The sequence below is a fragment of the Paraburkholderia sp. HD33-4 genome, from assembly GCF_021390635.1.
GTDB lineage: Bacteria > Pseudomonadota > Gammaproteobacteria > Burkholderiales > Burkholderiaceae > Paraburkholderia.
Genome location: NZ_JAJEJS010000002.1, coordinates 1612406 through 1630133, shown reverse-complemented (window position 1 = coordinate 1630133; position 17728 = coordinate 1612406). Strand labels below are relative to the sequence as shown.

Annotated in this window: 15 protein-coding genes; 6 read left to right on the top strand and 9 right to left on the bottom strand. The window is 64.1% G+C overall.

Translation table 11 applies throughout. The features are described 5' to 3' along the window. Window positions 1-33: 33 nt before the first annotated feature. From L0U84_RS27520 to L0U84_RS27505, 4 genes are all read right to left on the bottom strand, one after another. Window positions 34-978, bottom strand: coding sequence for a metallophosphoesterase family protein (locus L0U84_RS27520; protein WP_233854676.1), 945 nt, complete (start codon window positions 976-978; stop codon window positions 34-36). A 172-nt stretch (window positions 979-1150) separates the two neighbouring features. Then, window positions 1151-2110, bottom strand: coding sequence for an aldo/keto reductase (locus L0U84_RS27515; RefSeq protein WP_233856831.1), 960 nt, complete (start codon window positions 2108-2110; stop codon window positions 1151-1153). A gap of 66 nt (window positions 2111-2176) precedes the next feature. Further along, window positions 2177-2791, bottom strand: a complete 615-nt coding sequence (locus L0U84_RS27510; protein WP_233854674.1) for an HAD family hydrolase — start codon at window positions 2789-2791, stop codon at window positions 2177-2179. Window positions 2792-2800: 9 nt separating this feature from the next. Next, window positions 2801-3976, bottom strand: a complete 1176-nt coding sequence (locus tag L0U84_RS27505; RefSeq protein ID WP_233854671.1) for an epoxide hydrolase family protein — start codon at window positions 3974-3976, stop codon at window positions 2801-2803. Between the two features lie 117 nt (window positions 3977-4093). On the opposite strand from L0U84_RS27505, the gene surE reads away from it, so the two are divergent. Continuing rightward, window positions 4094-4873, top strand: a complete 780-nt coding sequence (gene surE, locus L0U84_RS27500; protein WP_233854668.1) for a 5'/3'-nucleotidase SurE — start codon at window positions 4094-4096, stop codon at window positions 4871-4873. A gap of 33 nt (window positions 4874-4906) precedes the next feature. Here the strand turns inward: surE and L0U84_RS27495 are convergent, their stop codons facing one another. Further along, on the bottom strand, window positions 4907-5701 hold the full coding sequence (locus tag L0U84_RS27495) for a DUF4148 domain-containing protein (protein ID WP_233854659.1): 795 nt from the start codon (window positions 5699-5701) through the stop codon (window positions 4907-4909). 280 nt (window positions 5702-5981) lie between these two features. Beyond that, the gene (locus tag L0U84_RS27490; RefSeq protein WP_233854657.1) at window positions 5982-6899 is read right to left on the bottom strand and encodes a LysR family transcriptional regulator; all 918 of its coding nucleotides are present in this window, start codon (window positions 6897-6899) and stop codon (window positions 5982-5984) included. 145 nt (window positions 6900-7044) lie between these two features. Between L0U84_RS27490 and L0U84_RS27485 the strand changes: the two genes are divergently transcribed. From L0U84_RS27485 to L0U84_RS27470, 4 genes are all read left to right on the top strand, one after another. Next, the gene (locus L0U84_RS27485) at window positions 7045-7797 is read left to right on the top strand and encodes a gamma-glutamyl-gamma-aminobutyrate hydrolase family protein (protein ID WP_326491204.1); all 753 of its coding nucleotides are present in this window, start codon (window positions 7045-7047) and stop codon (window positions 7795-7797) included. Between the two features lie 15 nt (window positions 7798-7812). Continuing rightward, window positions 7813-8916, top strand: a complete 1104-nt coding sequence (locus L0U84_RS27480; RefSeq protein ID WP_233854646.1) for a M14 family metallopeptidase — start codon at window positions 7813-7815, stop codon at window positions 8914-8916. Window positions 8917-8981: 65 nt separating this feature from the next. Then, window positions 8982-10298 (top strand): MFS transporter, encoded by a 1317-nt coding sequence (locus tag L0U84_RS27475; RefSeq protein WP_233854644.1) that lies wholly within the window; start codon window positions 8982-8984, stop codon window positions 10296-10298. Window positions 10299-10400: 102 nt separating this feature from the next. After that, a complete protein-coding gene (locus tag L0U84_RS27470) occupies window positions 10401-11486 on the top strand; it encodes a porin (RefSeq protein ID WP_233854642.1) in 1086 nt (361 codons plus the stop codon). Between the two features lie 293 nt (window positions 11487-11779). Here L0U84_RS27470 and L0U84_RS27465 read toward each other — a convergent pair whose 3' ends face one another. Both L0U84_RS27465 and L0U84_RS27460 read right to left on the bottom strand, forming a co-directional pair. Continuing rightward, the gene (locus tag L0U84_RS27465) at window positions 11780-12916 is read right to left on the bottom strand and encodes a surface-adhesin E family protein (RefSeq protein ID WP_233854640.1); all 1137 of its coding nucleotides are present in this window, start codon (window positions 12914-12916) and stop codon (window positions 11780-11782) included. Between the two features lie 443 nt (window positions 12917-13359). Continuing rightward, a complete protein-coding gene (locus L0U84_RS27460; protein WP_233854638.1) occupies window positions 13360-14259 on the bottom strand; it encodes a DMT family transporter in 900 nt (299 codons plus the stop codon). Between the two features lie 256 nt (window positions 14260-14515). On the opposite strand from L0U84_RS27460, the gene L0U84_RS27455 reads away from it, so the two are divergent. Next, complete coding sequence (locus tag L0U84_RS27455) at window positions 14516-16837, top strand: PA14 domain-containing protein (protein WP_233854630.1); 2322 nt, start codon at window positions 14516-14518, stop codon at window positions 16835-16837. Between the two features lie 177 nt (window positions 16838-17014). On the opposite strand, the gene L0U84_RS27450 is transcribed toward L0U84_RS27455, so the two are convergent. Then, on the bottom strand, window positions 17015-17650 hold the full coding sequence (locus L0U84_RS27450; protein ID WP_233854628.1) for a carbonic anhydrase: 636 nt from the start codon (window positions 17648-17650) through the stop codon (window positions 17015-17017). Between the last annotated feature and the right edge of the window lie 78 nt (window positions 17651-17728).

The window sequence follows — 17728 nt, the reverse complement described above, 5'->3', positions numbered from 1 at the left end:
TGATCTCCTCGAGCGTAAAAGTAGCGCATGCCGTCAGGCGAGCGTGCTGTCGTTGAGCGTCGCCTTCAGCGGATGACGCGCGATGCTGACGCTCGTTACGCCGAGCATCTTCGGCAACTGATCGCTCGCAACCTTCAGCGGCCCCGGGCCGTCGCCCTGGCCGGCGGTAGGCTGCGGATAGGCGGTCGAGCGCGCCGTGTGGAACGTCACGTTGCCTTCGACCTTCGTCACGATCTGGTGAATGTGTCCGTTCAACACCGTCACCGAACCGAAGCGCTTCAGATAGCTCATCGCCTGACCCGCGTCGCCGGTGCCCCAGCCCCACGGCTCGTAGATCGTCCACATCGGCATGTGCGCGAACACGACGACCGGTGTGCTCGACGAGCGGCCTTTCAGATCGTTTTCCAGCCATTCGAGCTGCTCGTCGCCGAGACCGCCGAGGCCGTTCGGCTTGAAATGCATCACGTTGACGAGCGCGACGAAATGCACGCCCTGGTGATCGAAGCTGTAGTAGCCGCGGTTATCCGATGCCTTGCCGAAGCGGTTGAAGTACTCGGTGCCGGGACCGTCGGTGACGTCATGCTCGCCGGGGACCGTGTGCAACTCGGTGACCTTCAGGCCCGACAGCAGTTGCTGGGCAAGATCGAACTCCGAGGCCTTCGACAGATGCGTGATGTCGCCGGTGTGAATCGCGAGCGGCGGCCGCGCCGGCATTGCGTTGACGTAGTCGATCGTCTGCTTCAGCGTGCCCGCGACGTCCGGATTCGCTTCCTTGTTGAAGCCGATATGCGAGTCGCTGATCTGCAGGAACAGCGGAACTCCGGCCGGGGGCGACGCGGCGTTCGCGTCGGCGGCGAGCGCCAGCTCGACTGGCGTCAGCACGCCGCCCGACAGCATGAACACGGTGCCGAGGCCGCCGAACGCAAGACATTTCAGCGCGCCGCGACGCGCCGGATCGAATGAGTGATGTGACGACATGGTGACCTCACGATAAGGATTCGTCGAACCGAACCCGGTTCGTGAGGCATAACCGGCGTGCTACGGGTTTTATTCCCGTGACGAGCGAAGCTCGTGGGGAGCTGCGTTTGTATGCGAATGGAAAGCGGCAAGTAATCGTCGTGACGGATTGCGCACGGGGTTGCTCATCACGTCAGCCGCCGACTGCCGCGATGATCTTCGCGCGCATCGCGGCGTCGGGCAACGGTCCCGATCCCGCGCGCACGTTGTCCGCCATGTATTGCGGCCGCCCGGTGCCGGGAATCACGACCGTCACCGCCGGCTGCGCGAGCACGAATTTCAACAGAATCTGCGCCCAGCTTGCGCAGCCGATTTCGGCGGCCCATGCGGGCAACGGCGTCTTCATGACACGCGCGAGCAAACCGCCGCCGCCGAACGGTTGATTGATCACGACGCCGATGCCGAGATCGGCCGCGAGCGGCAGGATGCGCTGCTCGGCCGCGCGATCGTCGGCGGCGTAGTTGATCTGCACGAAGTCGGGTTTTTCGCTGCGCATCACCGCGGCGACTTCGTCGAACGCGCTCGACGTGTAATGCGTGATGCCGAGATAGCGAATCCGGCCGCGCGCTTTCCAGTCGCGCAAGGTCGCGAGCTGCGTGCGCCAGTCGAGCAGATTATGGATCTGCATCAGATCGACATGCGGCTGCTGAAAGCGCCGCAGCGATTCCTCCATCTGCGCGACGCCGGCGGCGCGTCCCTCGGTCCAGACCTTGGTCGCGACGAAGGCCTTGCGATGCGCGTCGAGTTGCGTGAGCAGCGCGCCCGCGACCGCTTCAGACGAACCGTACATCGGCGAAGAATCGATCACCGAGCCGCCCGCTTCGAACAGGATGCGCAGTACGTCGGCGAGTTGCGCGCGCGCGGCGGCATCGTCGCCGACGTCGAAGGTGCGCCATGTGCCGCAGCCGATCACCGGCAGCGCTTCGCCGGTGGACGGGATCGGGCGACGGTTCATGCGCGGTAACGCGCTACCGGTTGGCACGGGCGCGTCAGTCTGGGCGGTCGTGACACGCGACAACGCGAGCGTTGCCGGCAACCCGAGCGCCGCGCGCAGAAAACGGCGGCGCTGAGCGTGGTTCGACGGAAGTGTCATCACTTGATGATGCCCTCGCACACGAAAGTTCGACATGCATCACAGCAACAGCGGCAGCGGCAGCGGCTAGAGCACACCCCGCCGCGCGAATTCGACCGACAAACCCTCCGCGTCGACGAAGCGGTAGGCCTGCAAACCGGCCGCGAGCGCGCCGTCCACGTTGGCCTGGCTGTCGTCGATGAACAGTGTGTCCGTTGCGGCCGCGTCGAGCCGCTCGACGCAGCGCAGATACGTCTGCGTGGCGGGCTTCGCTGCACCGAACGCCGCCGACGAATAGACGTGCGGCCCGAACAGCCGCGCGACGGGCGGATTCAGATAAGCGATGTGATCGGTCAGCAGGTGGCAGTTGTTCGTCAGTATCGCGATCCGGCAACGCTGCGCGGCGCGGGACGCCAGCGCGAGCGCCGCTTCGTTCGGAGCGATCGATGCGAGCCGCGCGTCGAGCCATTCGGCGCGGCTCACCGGATAATCGAGCAGCACACCGAGTTCGCGCAGATATTCGTCGTCGCTGATTTCGCCGCCATCGGCGCGCGCCTCGAGTCCCGAGCCCCAGATCGCGTGACGCACGGTCTCCGCCGTGCAGCCCGCGATCGCCGCAAGACGCTCGACGCGCGCGGCGCGGTCGTAGTGCGACAGCACACCTTCCAGGTCGAACAGAAGCAGCGTGACGGGTGCGCTCATGCTGCGCTCCTAGCGCGCTTTCTGCCGCAACGGCCTGAAGAACTTCCGAATCTCCGCCGCCAGCAACGCGGGCTTTTCCATCGCCGCAAAGTGTCCGCCAGCCGGCATCTCGCTCCACTGCACGACGTTGAAAGTGCATTCGAGCCAGCTGCGCGGCGGATGATTGATCTCCTTCGGAAACAGCGCGAAACCGACTGGCGTGTCGATGCGCTCGCCGTCGGAAAAACGCATCGGCTGAAGACGGTTTTCCCAATACATCTGCATCGCCGGGCCGATGCACTGCGTGAACCAGTACAGCGAGATATTGGTCAGCAGCTCGTCTTTCGAGAACACGCTTTCCACGTCGCCGCCGCAATCGCTCCACGCGCGAAACTTCTCGCCGATCCATGCGGCGAGTCCCACCGGCGAGTCGTTCAGCGATGCGGCGACGGTCAGCGGCTTCGTGCTGTGCTGATGCGCGTAGCCGCCTTCGAGCGCGGCCCAATCGTTCTTCTCGCGCAGATAGTCCTGCTCGGCCGACGTCAGCTCCCGCTGCGCCGCGCCGATCGCCGGCTCGTAGGAACTCGGCAGGAAGTTCAGATGGATGCCGTCGACCGCCCGCGGATGACGCGCGGCCAACGCGATCGACACGCCCGCGCCGAGGTCGCCGCCCTGTGCGCCGAAGCGCTCGTAGCCGAGCCCGCGCATCAGCGACACCCACAGATCCGCGACCTGAAACGCGGACATGCCGGTATGCGCGGGCGCAGGCGAAAACGCGAAGCCCGGCAGCGACGGCGTGACGACGTCGAACGCGTCGGCGGGATCGGCGCCGAACGCGGCCGGATCGCACAACTGATCGAGCAGCGCGTGAAACTCGAAGAACGAACCGGGCCAGCCGTGCGTGATCACGAGCGGATAAGCCTTGAAGCCGGACGCGACACTGGCGGCGCGCCGATGCGCGAAGTGCACGGTCTGGCCGTTCACGTCGGCGAGGAATTGCGGCAGCTGGTTCAGGCTGCGTTCGGCCGCGCGCCAGTCGAATTGCCCAGCCCAATAGGTCGCGAGTTCGCGCAGCCAGCCCGGATCGGCACCCTGCTGCCATGCGGGCGAGGGCGTCACGGGCGCCCAGCGGGTGGCGTGGATGCGGCGGCGCAGATCGTCGATGTCCTGATCGGTGATCGCAATCTCAAACGGGTCGATCTGCATGCGGGTCATCCTGGGTCGGTTCGCGGCTCACCGTCATCGTACGCGCGTCGGACGAAAGCCGGATAATGGGCGTCCCTTCCCCACGATTCATTCACCGACCCACAGGAGATTGACGCGATGTCCGCTTACGATTCCAAAGTGCCGCGAGTGCTGCTGACGAACGACGACGGTATCGACGCACCCGGCCTCGCCGTGCTCGAAGCCGTCGCCGCCGAGCTCGCGCACGAAGTCTGGGTGGTCGCGCCCGAGCACGACCAGAGCGGTACGTCGCATTCGATCAGCCTGCATTCGCCGCTGCGCGTGAGCCGCCAGGGCGAACGCCGGTTCGGCGTGACCGGCACGCCCGGCGATTGCGTCGTGATGGGCGTGCGTCATCTGATGCGCGAGACGCCGCCGTCGCTGGTGCTGTCCGGCGTCAATCGCGGCGGCAACCTCGGCATCGAAACGATGTTCTCGGGCACCGTCGGCGCGGCGATGACGGGGCTGCTGCTCGGGCTGCCGTCGTTCGCGCTGAGCCAGGTGTTCAGCGATCGCGAGCGTGTACGCTGGGACACCGCGCGCACGCTCGCGCCCGGCGTGATCCGTCAGTTGCTCGCGATCGAGCATGCGGCGCCGACCTGCCTGAACATCAACTTTCCCGACGTCGATGCCGCCGCTGCCGGTCCGCTGACGCCGACGCGCCAGGGCGTCGGGCTCGTCAGGGACATCGACGTGTTGCCGGAAGTCGACCCGCGCGGCATCGCGTATCACTGGCTGCGCTTCGAGCGCGGCCCGCGCGAGAACGAGGCCGACAGCGAAACGGCAACGGTCGCGGCGGGTCGCGTATCGGTCACGCCGCTCGCGTTCGATCGCACCGACGAAGCCACCTTCGCGCGGCTCGCTGCATCGTTGATCTGACGGGTGCCGCGGACGCGGCGCAACGCCGCTGATTCAGTGCGCCCCTGCCCCCGTTGGTTCGGGTCTGCCGAACGCGGGCATCGTACCGTTCTCACGCGCGCGCACGAGTTCGGCCTCCACCTCCGCGCGGGTCTTGGGGCCGTTGCTGGCGACCGCTTGAGTTCCGCTCCTGCCGGTCATCCCCGCGCGCGGCATCGACCATGGCAACTCGACACCTTGCGTTGCAGATTGCGGCCACGCCCCCGCTTCTGGCACGACGCCGGACGCCTTCTTCGTAGTCCGCTCGGCAGTGGAACTTTTTCGGTGGCTGCTGCCCCGTGCGTGACTACCCGTTGTCGTCGCAACGCTTTGCGCTGAGCGCGGTTTCGTCGGGGTGCCAGACGCGCCTTTCGGATGTTCGCCGGACACAACGCGGCCATGGTGTGCGTGCCCGGTCTTTGCCGGCGGAGGCGCCTGGGTCCGGTTTGGCGTCACCGCAGGCTGCGGCGGCAAGCTCGTCTGCTGCGGCTGTACCTGTGGTTGCGCCTTGTTCGACTCCCGAGCGTACTGCAGTGCCGCGATGGCCAGAGCGTCGCCCGCCTGGGCGCCGATCGACGCGGCCGGTTGAGCCCGCAACACGGTCACGTCGTCACTCAGCGCATTGCGCCGCGCCGCCGGCGCGCCGCCCCGGCCTTCGCTCTGTCCCACCACCGCGCCCGTCACGCTGACGCCCCGTTCGCCATCGGCGGCGAGGCTCGCATCCTGGCCGGACGACCAGTCGTTGTCCAGCTGCGACACATAGGCCCCAATCGTCACCGCGCCGAAGACGAGGCCCGTCAACAGGATCATTCTCGGTTCGCTATACAAGGCACGCTCCCCATTCCAGCAGATCGACCGGCGAAGTCGACGCACGCGCATCCGAACGACCCACTTGTGAAAGTGTGGGCGATCTGAATGACAGTGTTTTCCTTTTAGACCGAACAACTGACGAATCGGCGGTTCCGGTCGGGGATGTGTCCGAAATCGACGGGTATTCTTCTGTCCAAACGTGCGCGTCGAGAGTCCCACGCATTTTTGGAGGGCGTCGAAAAAGGTGAAAACCGTCGACGATGCTACGTCTGCAGATACTTTATGTCGCCCACGCAATGGCACCCAAGCGCTCCCGCACAATCGCAAAGGCCTGGTCAGCCGCGGGAATGAGGGTCCGTCCTTTGAGGCGGACGATTCCAAGCGTCAGTTCCATGTCCGGCCACGGCGTCACATTGAGCACTTGCGTCTCCTTGCTGCGCAGCGCCCCGAGCATCGCAAAATCGGTCGATGTGACGATCGCGTCACTCGACGACACGAGGTCATAGACGGTAGGAAGATCGCTGGCGATCACCGCGAAGTGATCGACGAAAGGGCAGTTCAGTTCGTACAACTCCATGAAGCGACGGGCGAGCGTCTCTTCGAGATAGCCGGTCGCAATCAGCGGATACTGCCGCAAGTCGTTCATCGTGACCGCGGGCAACGCCGACAGAGGATGCCCGACCCGCGCATACCAGCCGAACCGGCATCGGTAGACCGGTTCGATCGCGACATCGGGATGACATGCCGCAACCCGGATGTCGCCGACGAAAAAGTCGAGCTTTTCCTCGAGCAGCAGGCGCATCAACTGGTCCGACGTTTCGATGACGGAGCGCAGCTTCACCTGCGGCGACGACGTGAGCGACAGCAGCAGCATCGGCTTGAGCAGGGTGCCGGCGAGCGACGAGCCCATGCCGAACGTCAGGGTTCCCGCGCCGCCGGAGCGCATGAACGCCAGTGCCCGCAACCCTTCTTTCTCTTCGAAGACGATCCGCCTCGCCCGCTCGGCGAACGTGTACGCGTACGGCGTGGGTTGCAGGCGCCGATCGGTCCGGTCGAACAGCGGCGCGCCCAGCGACTCCTCCAGCGCCCGCACGCTTCGCGACAGCGCCGGCTGGCTCAGGTGAACGCTTTCAGCAGCCGCGCTAAGCGTCCCCTCTCTCAACAGGGCCAGAAAGTGATGAAGTTGTCTCGTGTTCATGGCGATCGACCACTTGCAAAGACTGCATGTTAAGCCAAATTTATATGCAATTTACACAAATGACAGGGCTCACTAGACTGGGCCTGACCATCCTGAATATGTAATCGCCATGACTCATCCCCTCCCTCGCAGACCGGTCGTCGCCGTGGTGGCCGACCTGTTCGAACGACAGAAGCATGCGGCCCATGCCGTGCTCGACGGGTACGTGCGCGCCCTCGCCGATGTCGCGCAGGTGCTCCCGCTGATCGTCCCGGCCCACGACGAGGGGATCGACGCGGCAACGCTAATCGCCACGATCGATGGCTTCGTGCTGACCGGAAGCCCCTCCAACGTCGCGGCAGAGCGCTACGGCGCCGCGCCGCTAGCGGCCTCGACGATCGTCGACCCGGCTCGCGACGCCGTCTCGTTGCGTCTGCTACCTACTATGGTCGACGCGGGCGTGCCGTTTCTCGGCATCTGCCGCGGCTTCCAGGAACTCAATGTCGCGTTCGGCGGCAGCCTGGAGCGCGCGGTTCATGACCAGCCGGGTCGGCTCGATCACCGCGAGGGCGACCACGACCGGCCGCTCACCTGCTGGTACGAGGACCGCCACGCAATCCAGATCGTGCCGGGCGGCCGTCTCGCACGGCTATCGGGCGACACCACCGCGATGGTCAACTCGTTGCACCATCAGGGCATCGACCGGCTCGGCAGCGGCCTGAGCGTCGAGGCGACGGCGCCGGATGGCCTGATCGAAGCGATCTCGGTCGAAGCGGCGCCCCAGTTCACGCTGGGCGTGCAGTGGCATCCCGAAATGCGGGTCTCCGACAGTCCGTTTGCGCGGGCAATCTTCAGCGCCTTTGGCGACGCCTGCCGGCTTCGCCAACAACAGCGCCTGCAATCCCGCAATCACATCTGAATCTGTCTATTAACCGTGCTACACACCCAATTCAACCAGTTGTTTAGCGACAGCTATGCCGAGGCGCGTGAGAAATTCCTCGCCGCCGCGAGCCGTCGCGGACTCAGCGTCGACTCGTACGAACTGCCGTTGCGTGGCGCCGACGGCGAGACGCTCGCGACCGACGTCGTGCTCGACGGCCCCGCTGGAGCGTCGAAGCTGCTGCTCGTCATCAGTGGATGCCATGGCGTCGAAGGCTACTGCGGCTCCGCGATCCAGACCGGTCTGCTCGAACTCGGTCCGACCGCTGCCGCGGCCGACGCCGAAGACACGGCCGTGCTGCACATCCACGCGGTCAATCCGTATGGCTTTTCGCATGACCGCCGGGCTACGCACGAAAACATCGACCTGAACCGCAACTTCGTCGATTTCTCCACGCCGCTTCCCGAGAACCTCGATTACGCGGAAATCCATGATCTGCTGTTGCCACCCGAGTGGCCGCCGCATCCGGAAACCGAAGCGCGCCTGAACGCGTTCCAGCAGCGCGTCGGCGCACGCGGTTTCCAGCGCGCGGTCGCGCTGGGGCAGTACGCGTTCGCGGACGGGCTGCATTTCGGCGGCGTCGCGCCGAGCTGGAGCAACGCAACCTTCAGGTCGATCTTGCGCAAATACGGCTCGACGAGCCGCCATATCGGTTCCATCGACATTCACACCGGCCTTGGCCCGTATGGGGTGGGAGAGCGCATTTTCGCGGCGCCCGACGATTGCGCCACGCTGCTGCGCTCGCGACAGTGGTGGGGCGACAACCTGACCCGCGTGACGACAGGAACGTCGGCGAGCATTGCGCTGACCGGCCCCATCCAGACATCGCTCGCACAGGAACTGCCGCACGCCACGCACACCAATGTGTGCCTCGAGTTCGGCACCTATCCTCTAGAGGACGTCATTCTGGCGATGCGAGCCGAGCACTGGCTGCACCGATACGGCTGCCCGGACACGCCGAAGCGCGAATCGATCAAGGCCGCCTTCAGGCGCGCGTTCTACCCGTCGGGCGACGACTGGAAACTGGCCGTCTGGATACAGGGACGCGAGGTGTACCTGCAATCGCTCAATGGCCTGCGAAGAAGCAGTGCCGAATAGTCGCCCTAACCCGCCAGTCGCCATGCAGCGACGCGGACGACGATACCCATAAGGAGACCCAGCAAATGACCACTTCCAGTGCGCTCGACGCCTGCCTTCAGGACGGCAGCAGCGTGCGCCGCACGCGCCCTGCGATCAGCCGCACGGCGGTTGCCGGGGCCGTCGCCGGCAATGCGCTCGAATTCTACGATTTCGTGATCTACGCCTTTTTTGCCGTGTATATCGGCAAAGCCTTCTTTCCGGCTGGCGGTGAGTTCGGCAGCCTGCTGGCATCGATGGCCACGTTCGGCGTCGGCTTTCTGATGCGTCCGCTGGGCGCTGTCCTGATCGGCCGCTTCGCGGACCGGGCGGGACGCAAGCCGGCGATGATCCTCACGGTCGTGCTGATCACGATCGGCACCCTGGGTCTCGCCGCCACGCCGGCCTACTCGGTGATCGGTGCAGCCGCGCCGGTCATCGTCGTGATCTGCCGCCTCGTCCAGGGCTTCGCCCTCGGCGGCGAGGTCGGCCCGTCGACCGCGCTTCTCGTCGAGGCTGCGCCCGCTCATCGCCGCGGCCTCTACACGAGCTGGCAGCTGGCGAGCCAGGGGATCGCCGTGACGGTCGGCGGCACGATTGGCGTCACCGTGTCGCTGCTGCTCACCACCTCGCAGCTCGCGAGCTGGGGATGGCGGATTCCGTTCCTGTTCAGCCTGTTGCTCGTGCCGGTGGCGACCTACATTCGCCGCCATATTCCGGAAACGCTCGATGAAACGCGTGAAGCAGGTGCCGGGCGAGATGACGGCAGCCGCCTGTCCGGCAACCTGCGCTATGTCGTGCTCGGCACGCTGGTTCTGCTGGCCGGCGCGGTTTCGTCGCAGGTCGGCAACTACATGACGACCTTCGCGATTCAGGTCTTGAAGTTGCCGCCCACGCTCGCCCAGATGAGCGTGCTGATCGGCGGCGCGCTGACGTTCGTCTTCGGGCTGGCCGGCGGGCTCATCTGCGATGCATGGGGGCGCAAGGCCGCGATGATCGTGCCGCGCGTCGCGCTGGCCGTTCTGATCGTGCCGATGTTCTGGTGGCTCAGCACGGCGCCCCGCGCGACAAGCCTGCTGGCCGCGACCGCCGTGCTCGCCTCGCTGACCGCGGCGAGTGCCGCCGCGGGGCTGGTCGCAATTCCGGAACTGATGCCCGCGCGCTTTCGCAGTACCGGCATCGCCATCACGTATGGAGTAGGAACCGCGATCTTTGGCGGCACCACGCAACTCGCCGTCACGTGGATCATCGCCGTGACCCATAGCGCCCTCGCCCCCGCTTACTACGTGGTGGCCACCAGCGTGATCAGCCTCGTCGCCACGAGCTTGCTGCCGGAAACACGGAACCGCGATATCGGCGCTTGACGCGCCGGTTGCCCAGACACCCCACCGAGAAAGATCCAGCGGGCAGATCGCCCGCCAGGGGAAGCTGTTTTTCTAAATTATCGAACGTTGCCAGGAAAATAAATGAAGAGACACCACATCGCCGCAATGTTGATGCTCCAGTCGATCGGCGTCGGCGCCTTTGCCCAGTCATCGGTCACGATCTACGGTAGCGTCGACAACGGCATCAGCTACATCAACAACATCGGCGGGCACTCGGCGTTCAAGATGCAGGATGGCATCAACAAGGCCAATGCGCTGGGTTTCACCGGCACCGAAGATCTGGGCGGCGGCTGGCGTTCGGTTTTCAAACTCGAGAACGGCTTTTCGCTGAACACGGGCGCCATGAGTCAAGGCCTGATCTTCGGCAAGCAGGCGTACGTCGGTCTCGGGAAGTCGAACATCGGTGATGTCTACCTCGGTCGTCAGTATGACTACACGCTGCAATTGGAACGGTACATGGTGCCGTTCCTCAATGGTGGAATCATGGTGTTCCAGAACGCGGACCTCGACCGCACCTCGGGGGAGCGTCTGAACAACGCCGTGCAATTCAACAGCGCGAGCTTCGGCGGATTGACGTTCGGAACGATGTATTCGTTCGGTCAGAATGCCGGTACTTCGTCGACCAATATCGGGCGAGCCTATAGCGGGAATGTCCAATATAGCTACGGACCGTTTTCCGCGGCTGTCGTGCTGACCGACATCAACAAGGCACCGGTGTACGCAGGCCTCACGGGCGCGCCGACGCTGTTGGGCCAGCGATTGACGCCCTCGACGGTACTGCTGGTCGATAATCAGCGCATCTTCGGTGCCGCGAGCATGTACGCGTTCGGCAACTGGCGCGCTTCGGCAATCTATACGAACACCCAGTTGAAGCTGAACGGCCATTCAGCGACCGACCAGGTCATACACGTTGGCGGTGACTATCGGCCGATGGCCGATGTCGCGCTGTCCGCCAAGGTCTCTTACGACAAGCTGGAGGATTCGCACTGGTATTCGCTGAACCTGGCTGCCGACTATCTGTTATCGAAGCGGACCGATGTTTATCTCGAGTTGGCGGGACAGAAGGCGGGCGGCGCAACGGGCACCGTCGCGTCGATCGCTACGATGGGGCCGTCGTCGACGGATAAGCAGTTCGTGTCCCGCGTTGGTCTTCGCCACTTCTTCTGATTCGAGCGGCACCAACTCTTGTAGCACGTCCGAGCAACCAATGGATGGGCATCGGAAGCCTCATGGACTTCGACGCATTGCAGGTTCCGTTGAGGCGATGTTGTTGAACCGACGGTGGAAGTTGATGGGTTTCGCAAGCCCGATCCGCGAAATTTCGGATGGCCGTTGAGCATCCGAAAAGAGCCACCGTTGTCGCCCCTGACTCAGGGTCTGCGACGGGGCGCGACCCGCCGACCGCGTCGGGCGGCAGTCGGCCAGAAGCGGACCGTTCGAACAGAACTAAGCGGTGCGGTTCACTTTGGTTTTGGGAGCGTTCCGAGGCTTTCGACTTGCTTGCGCAAACACGTGCCGTAGGCGACAGGCCCGTTCCCCTTTTCCGAACCGCAAGCAAGCTCCATTGTTAGTCGCGTCTCGGTGTCGTAGCCGCTCAGACTTGGGATGCCCGGCGAGCTTCGCAGCGAAGCGATCTGCCGGTTCAGGCACGCGCCGTAGGCGACAGGGCCGTTCCCCTTTTCCGAACCGCAAGCAAGCTCCATTGTTAGTCGCGTCTCGGTGTCGTAGCCGCTCAGACTTGGGATGCCCGGCGAGCTTTGCAGCGAAGCGATCTGCCGGTTCAGGCACGCGCCGTAGGCGACAGGGCCGTTCCCCTTTTCCGAACCGCAAGCAAGCTCCATTGTTAGTCGCGTGTCGTTGTCGTAGCCGCTCAGACTTGGGATGCCCGGCGAGCTTTGCAGCGAAGCGATCTGCCGGTTCAGGCACGCGCCGTAGGCGACAGGGCCGTTCCCCTTTTCCGAACCGCAAGCAAGCTCCATTGTTAGTCGCGTGTCGTTGTCGTAGCCGCTCAGACTTGGGATGCCCGGCGAGCTTTGCAGCGAAGCGATCTGCCGGTTCAGGCACGCGCCGTAGGCGACAGGGCCGCTCCCCTTTTCCGAACCGCAAGCAAGCTCCATTGTTAGCCGCGTCTCGGTGTCGTAGCCGCTTAAGCTAGGGATGCTTGTGGGTAAGTCCTGCTTCGGCTGAGCGCAGACTCGTGTCAGCACTTGTTCGCCAAGCGTGCCTGGAGTCACGTCGTCTACGTAGCGCAGGGGGCTTTCTACCGATCCGGTGTGTAGCGGATCTCCTGTTCCATCGTCTGCGGCGTAGACAACCACTTTTCCTACGGCAAATTTCCTCGCGTTGCAATCGAACCAGGTAAGCATCAGGGTGGATCTGTACGGCTTGAAGCCTGTGTCCCGGTTGCCGGAATGGGCTCGCGAATAGCTGTATCGCACCCATGCCTTTCTGTAGGCGCGGTCGTTAGTGATGCTCTGCCGATCGATGTAGACGACCACCGACTTGTTTTGTGCGGCGCCGATGACTTCCCATTGAGCAGCGCCGGCCGACCAGGCTACGAGCGCCAAAAAGCTGGCTAGCGCTGGCGACTTTCCCATTTTCTGGTCCCAGATTCATCTAACGTAATGACAAGTTATACCGCCGACAGAATGTTTCCAGTCTTTTTCTAATGTCATACTTCGGATGAATTCGAATGTCGCACCCGTCCCGCATCATGCCAAGCTGGTGGCCTTGCCGCCACGCGAGGAGCGCGATCAACCTCGCCACCGACCGAGCGCTGCAAATACGCCGAGGGTAGAGGTATGTCCGTCAGACTAAGTGAGCTATGAACGACCGCTTTCGAGAGGGTCGAGAGTCCGCTCAGGGTCGACCAACGACAATCGCGGCCCCCCTCACACCCGCAATGACTTGTCGACTGCCCGGATCTTTTCAAGCACCGCGCCAGTAGTTTTTGACTTCCCTAACTCAAATTTCACCTCATGTGCCATCCGACATTTTCCGGCGCGCTTTTGAACCCCGTTTTCCGCCCCGCAAACCCGACCTAAACAAGCGGCCCTTCCTCCGACTTCCGCCGCATCGCAACGGCGATCGAACTACCAACGATCAGCGCGATACCGAGCATCGAAATCCCGCCAACCGTCTCGCCCCACACCAGGTAGCCGAACAGCGTCGCCCACACGATGCTCGTGTAGTTGTACGGCGCGAGCGCGCCGGCATCGGCGTCGCGAAACGCCATCGTCATCAGCAACTGTCCGGCCGTCGCGAGCGCGCCGAGTAGCGCCATGATCGCGAGCGCATCGAACGACGGTGTGCGCCACGCGAAAATCAGCGACGCACCCATCACCACCGTGCCGACCAGCGTGAAGTACAGCACGGTGGTGCTCGAATCGTCGCTGGCCTTGATGCGCTTGATCTGGATGATCGACAGCGCGCCGCACAACGCGCTCGCGATCAGCAGCGCGGGCCCGAGCCAGCTCGAATGCGAGCCGTCCGGACGCACCACCAGCAGCATGCCGGCGAAGCCGACCGCCGCGGCCAGTGCGTCGCGCGGCTTCAGCGTCTCGTGCAACAGCAGCGGCGCCAGCACGATCACCAGCAAGGTCTCCGAATAGACGATCGCCACCGCCTCGCTGAGCGGCATATACGGCAGTCCGGCAAAGAACAGGCCCGATGCGCCGAGCAGCGTCAACGCGCGCAGAGTCTGCCCGCGCACGTCCATATGCCGCAAGCGCGTGGCGAGCGGCTTGCCGCGCAGGCACATCGCGACTGCCGGAAACAAACCGAACAGCATGCGAAAGAACGTGACCTCGTTGGCCGGATAGGCGAGCGCAAGCGATTTCGCCAACGCGTCGACGAGCGCAAAGCAAAGCATCGATACGAGGATCAGCGCGACGCTGCGCAACGGTACGGCGCTCGGGCGGACGGCGACGACTGGCGGCATGAAGGGTTCGGTGAGCGTGGGTGACGGGAAACTGAGGGGAAACAGGATTATGCCCGCACTCGCGCGCACCCTCGCGCGTAACCCGCGCGCCCCACTTTGGCAAATCCGGGAATCCACCGATACTGGTCAGACGAACTAATAATATTATTCATATCGATTTCCGTACTCTTACAGCGACGCTTTCAAGCAGGTTCGCCGTATGCGCATTTAATAATAATTATGACCATCGACCAAGCGGGGACCTCAGGAGATACAGGTGCGCAATTACTATGTGCTGGCCGCGCTCGCGATGCTGAGCGCCTGCGGCGGCAATGACGGTTCGCAAAACGGGTCCGCTACGGCGAACCGCCAGGTCAACGCGATCGATGCGACGGCTGCCGCGGCCGCCTCGTCGGCGTCGGCCACCGCCGCGGCTTCGGCCGACGCGGCCGCCGTGCAGAATGAGTTCAAAGCCGCCAAGGCCATCCCGGTCGGCATGAAAACGACCACCCCGCCGCTCGTGATCGCGGACCCGACACTGAACCTGGCGCCCTACACGCCGCCCGCGCCGCCTGCCGCAACCGCGACGACGACGCTGTCGTTCGGCGATTTCACCAGCTACCTCGCGCCCGGTTCGGCGAGCACCTGGCACCCGGGCGCCAGTGCGTCGACGATCGCGATCGACGCGCCGCCCGCCAACGGCACCGGCGCCGGCGACAAGGCCGTCGCGCTAGGCTCGACCTACGCGAGCGCGTCGTACGAAGCGGACGTGACCGTCAGTGCGCCGGTCGGCACGGGCCCCGCGAATGCCGGCTTCGTGGTGCGCACGACGAACCCGACCGCGGGCGGCCCGGACAGCCTGACCGGCTATTTCATCGGCCTCGACACCGGCTCGCATGCGCTCGTGGTGGGCCGCGAGAACAACAACTGGACCAATTTCATCCAGTACCCGATCAGTTCGATCGTCGGCGGCAGCACGCATCATCTGAAAGTGACGACGAGCGGCAACGCGATCCTCGTCGACCTCGACGGCCAGCGCGTGGTGAGCGCCAACGACGCGACCAACGCGCTGCCCGCGGCGTTCCAGTCGGGCAGCTTCGGCGTGCGGCGCTTCGGGGTCGGCGTGTCGTTCAGCAACATCACGATCCATACGTATCCGACCGTGACCTCGCCCGTCTACGATTTCTCGAAGGTGGTCGGCGCGGTCTATACGCCGTCCAACGTGGTCAACGCGATCGACTTCTGGGAGAACTACGATCCCGAGATCGTCAACCGCGAGCTCACCTATGCGCAGACCTACGGCATGAACACGGTCGCCGTGTATCTGCACTACCTGGTGTGGGCGAACGATCGCGTGGCCTTCCTGAGCAAGTTCGAAAACCTGCTGACGATCGCCGCGCGGCACGGCATCAAGGTCTCGCCGATCTTCTACGACGACTGCTGGAACCCCACCCCTCAATACGGCCCGCAGCCCGCGCCGGTCTGGGGCGTGCATAACAGCCAGTGGGTGCAGTCGCCGGGCACGCCGGTCGAGCAGGCGTACTTCCAGGCGAGCGCGTCGAACCCGGCGATCACGTACAAGCAGAGCCTCGCGAACTACATCACCGACTTCGTCGCGCCGCATCGCAACGACCCGCGCATCATCTTCTGGGAGCCGATGAACGAACCGGGCTGCAGCGGTAACGGGTCATTGCAGAACACCCGCGCGGTGATGATGAACGATGCGCGCATCGCGATCCTGAACGCGGGCGCGACGCAGCCGATCAACTCGCCGCAGGTGCAGGAAGACGAAGGCACGTACTTTTCGGACTTCTATGGGTTCCATCCGTACAACAATCCGTACACGGGTCCGGTCAATGGCAGCAGCATCAACGCGCTGAACTCGGAGACGCTGCAACGCGGCTTCGCGGGCACGACGGGTCAGACGATGCCGGGTATCGTCGCGAACTACGGCGGCACCACCGGCTTCATCGTGTGGGAGCTGATGATCGGCCGCACCAATACGCGCTTCCACTGGGGCCAGACACCGGGCGCGCCCGCCACGGTCGAACCGGCGACGCCGTTCCAGGGGACGTTCTATCCGGACGGGCATCCGTGGCAGACGTCGGAAACCCAGGCGCTGACGGGCGGCTTCGACGTCAAGCTGCCGGTGCTGCAGGTCGCGTACTACAACGATCCGACCTTCAGCGCGGCGCCGGTGAAGACGTCGATCACGCCGCTGATCGACTTCGATCTGAACACCGAGCGCGGCACCGACTCGCCTGATGCATCGGCCGGCGTCAACGCGACCAACTACGGCGTGCGCTGGACCGGCGCGCTAAAGGCGACCCAGGACGGCGAATATACGTTCACGATCAACAGCGACAACGTAGCGCGTCTGTGGATCAATGGCGTGCAGGTGATCGACAAGACCAGCGCGACGCAAGGCAGTGCTTCGGCCAAGGTCCATTTCGCCGCGAACCAGAGCGCGTCGATCAAGGTCGAGTACGTGCACGGCACCGGGACGGCGAGCATGCATCTGTTGTGGTCGAACCCGGCCGCGAAGAGCCCCGGCGTGTTGCAGATCGTGCCGTCGGACGCGCTGGTGACGTCGAGCTGATCGAGGTGCTGGTGACGGGCGGCGCGGCGAGATTAAGACTGCGCCGCCCGCGCCGGCCGACCCGAAAAAAAACGCGGCGCAGCGGAAAAATCCGCTGCGCCGCGTTCGCTTTATGCAAGGGTTTTAGCAAACCAGGGTGTCAATCCTTCAAACTAGAAACCCCGTTTCAATCCCGCTTCAACCCGCATAAATTTCCCGATTATCCGCAAGCGACAAAAATTTACCGGTCTTGCCATCGAGCGCGAGCATTTCGCCGCTTTCGATATTGAAGATCCAGCCATGCAGCCGCAGCGTCTTGTTCACGAGCCCGACCGCCACCGACGGATGGGTGCGGATATTACCGAGCTGCGCGATCACGTTGTCCTTGACCAGCGCCTCGAGACGCTCCGCATCCGAGTGGTAATGGCGCGACGCGTTGATCGCTTTTGCCGCATCGGCGTGACGCAGCCAGCTCGCGACCGCCGGCATGTGCTCCAGATTCGTGCAGGTCGAGATCGCCGTCATCGCGCCGCAGTTCGAATGGCCGCAGATCACGATGTCGGTCACGCCGAGCACGGCGATCGCATATTCGACGGTCGCCGACACGCCGCCCGGCTCGGGGCCGTACGACGGCACGATGTTGCCCGCGTTGCGGATCACGAACAGCGAGCCCGGTTCGGTCTGCGTCAGCAGTTCCGGCACCACGCGGCTATCCGAACAGGTCACGAAGAGTGTGCTGGGATTCTGCGCGGTCGATAAACGCTTGAAGAGCGCGCTTTGCTGGGGAAAGACCTCGCGTTGAAAGCGGATCAGACCTTCGATGATTTCCTGCACGATATTCTCCAGAGAATCGAAGAGACGGATTTAAAGTTTGCCGCGACTATACCGCAGCCCTTCAATCGTCGCGCGAAT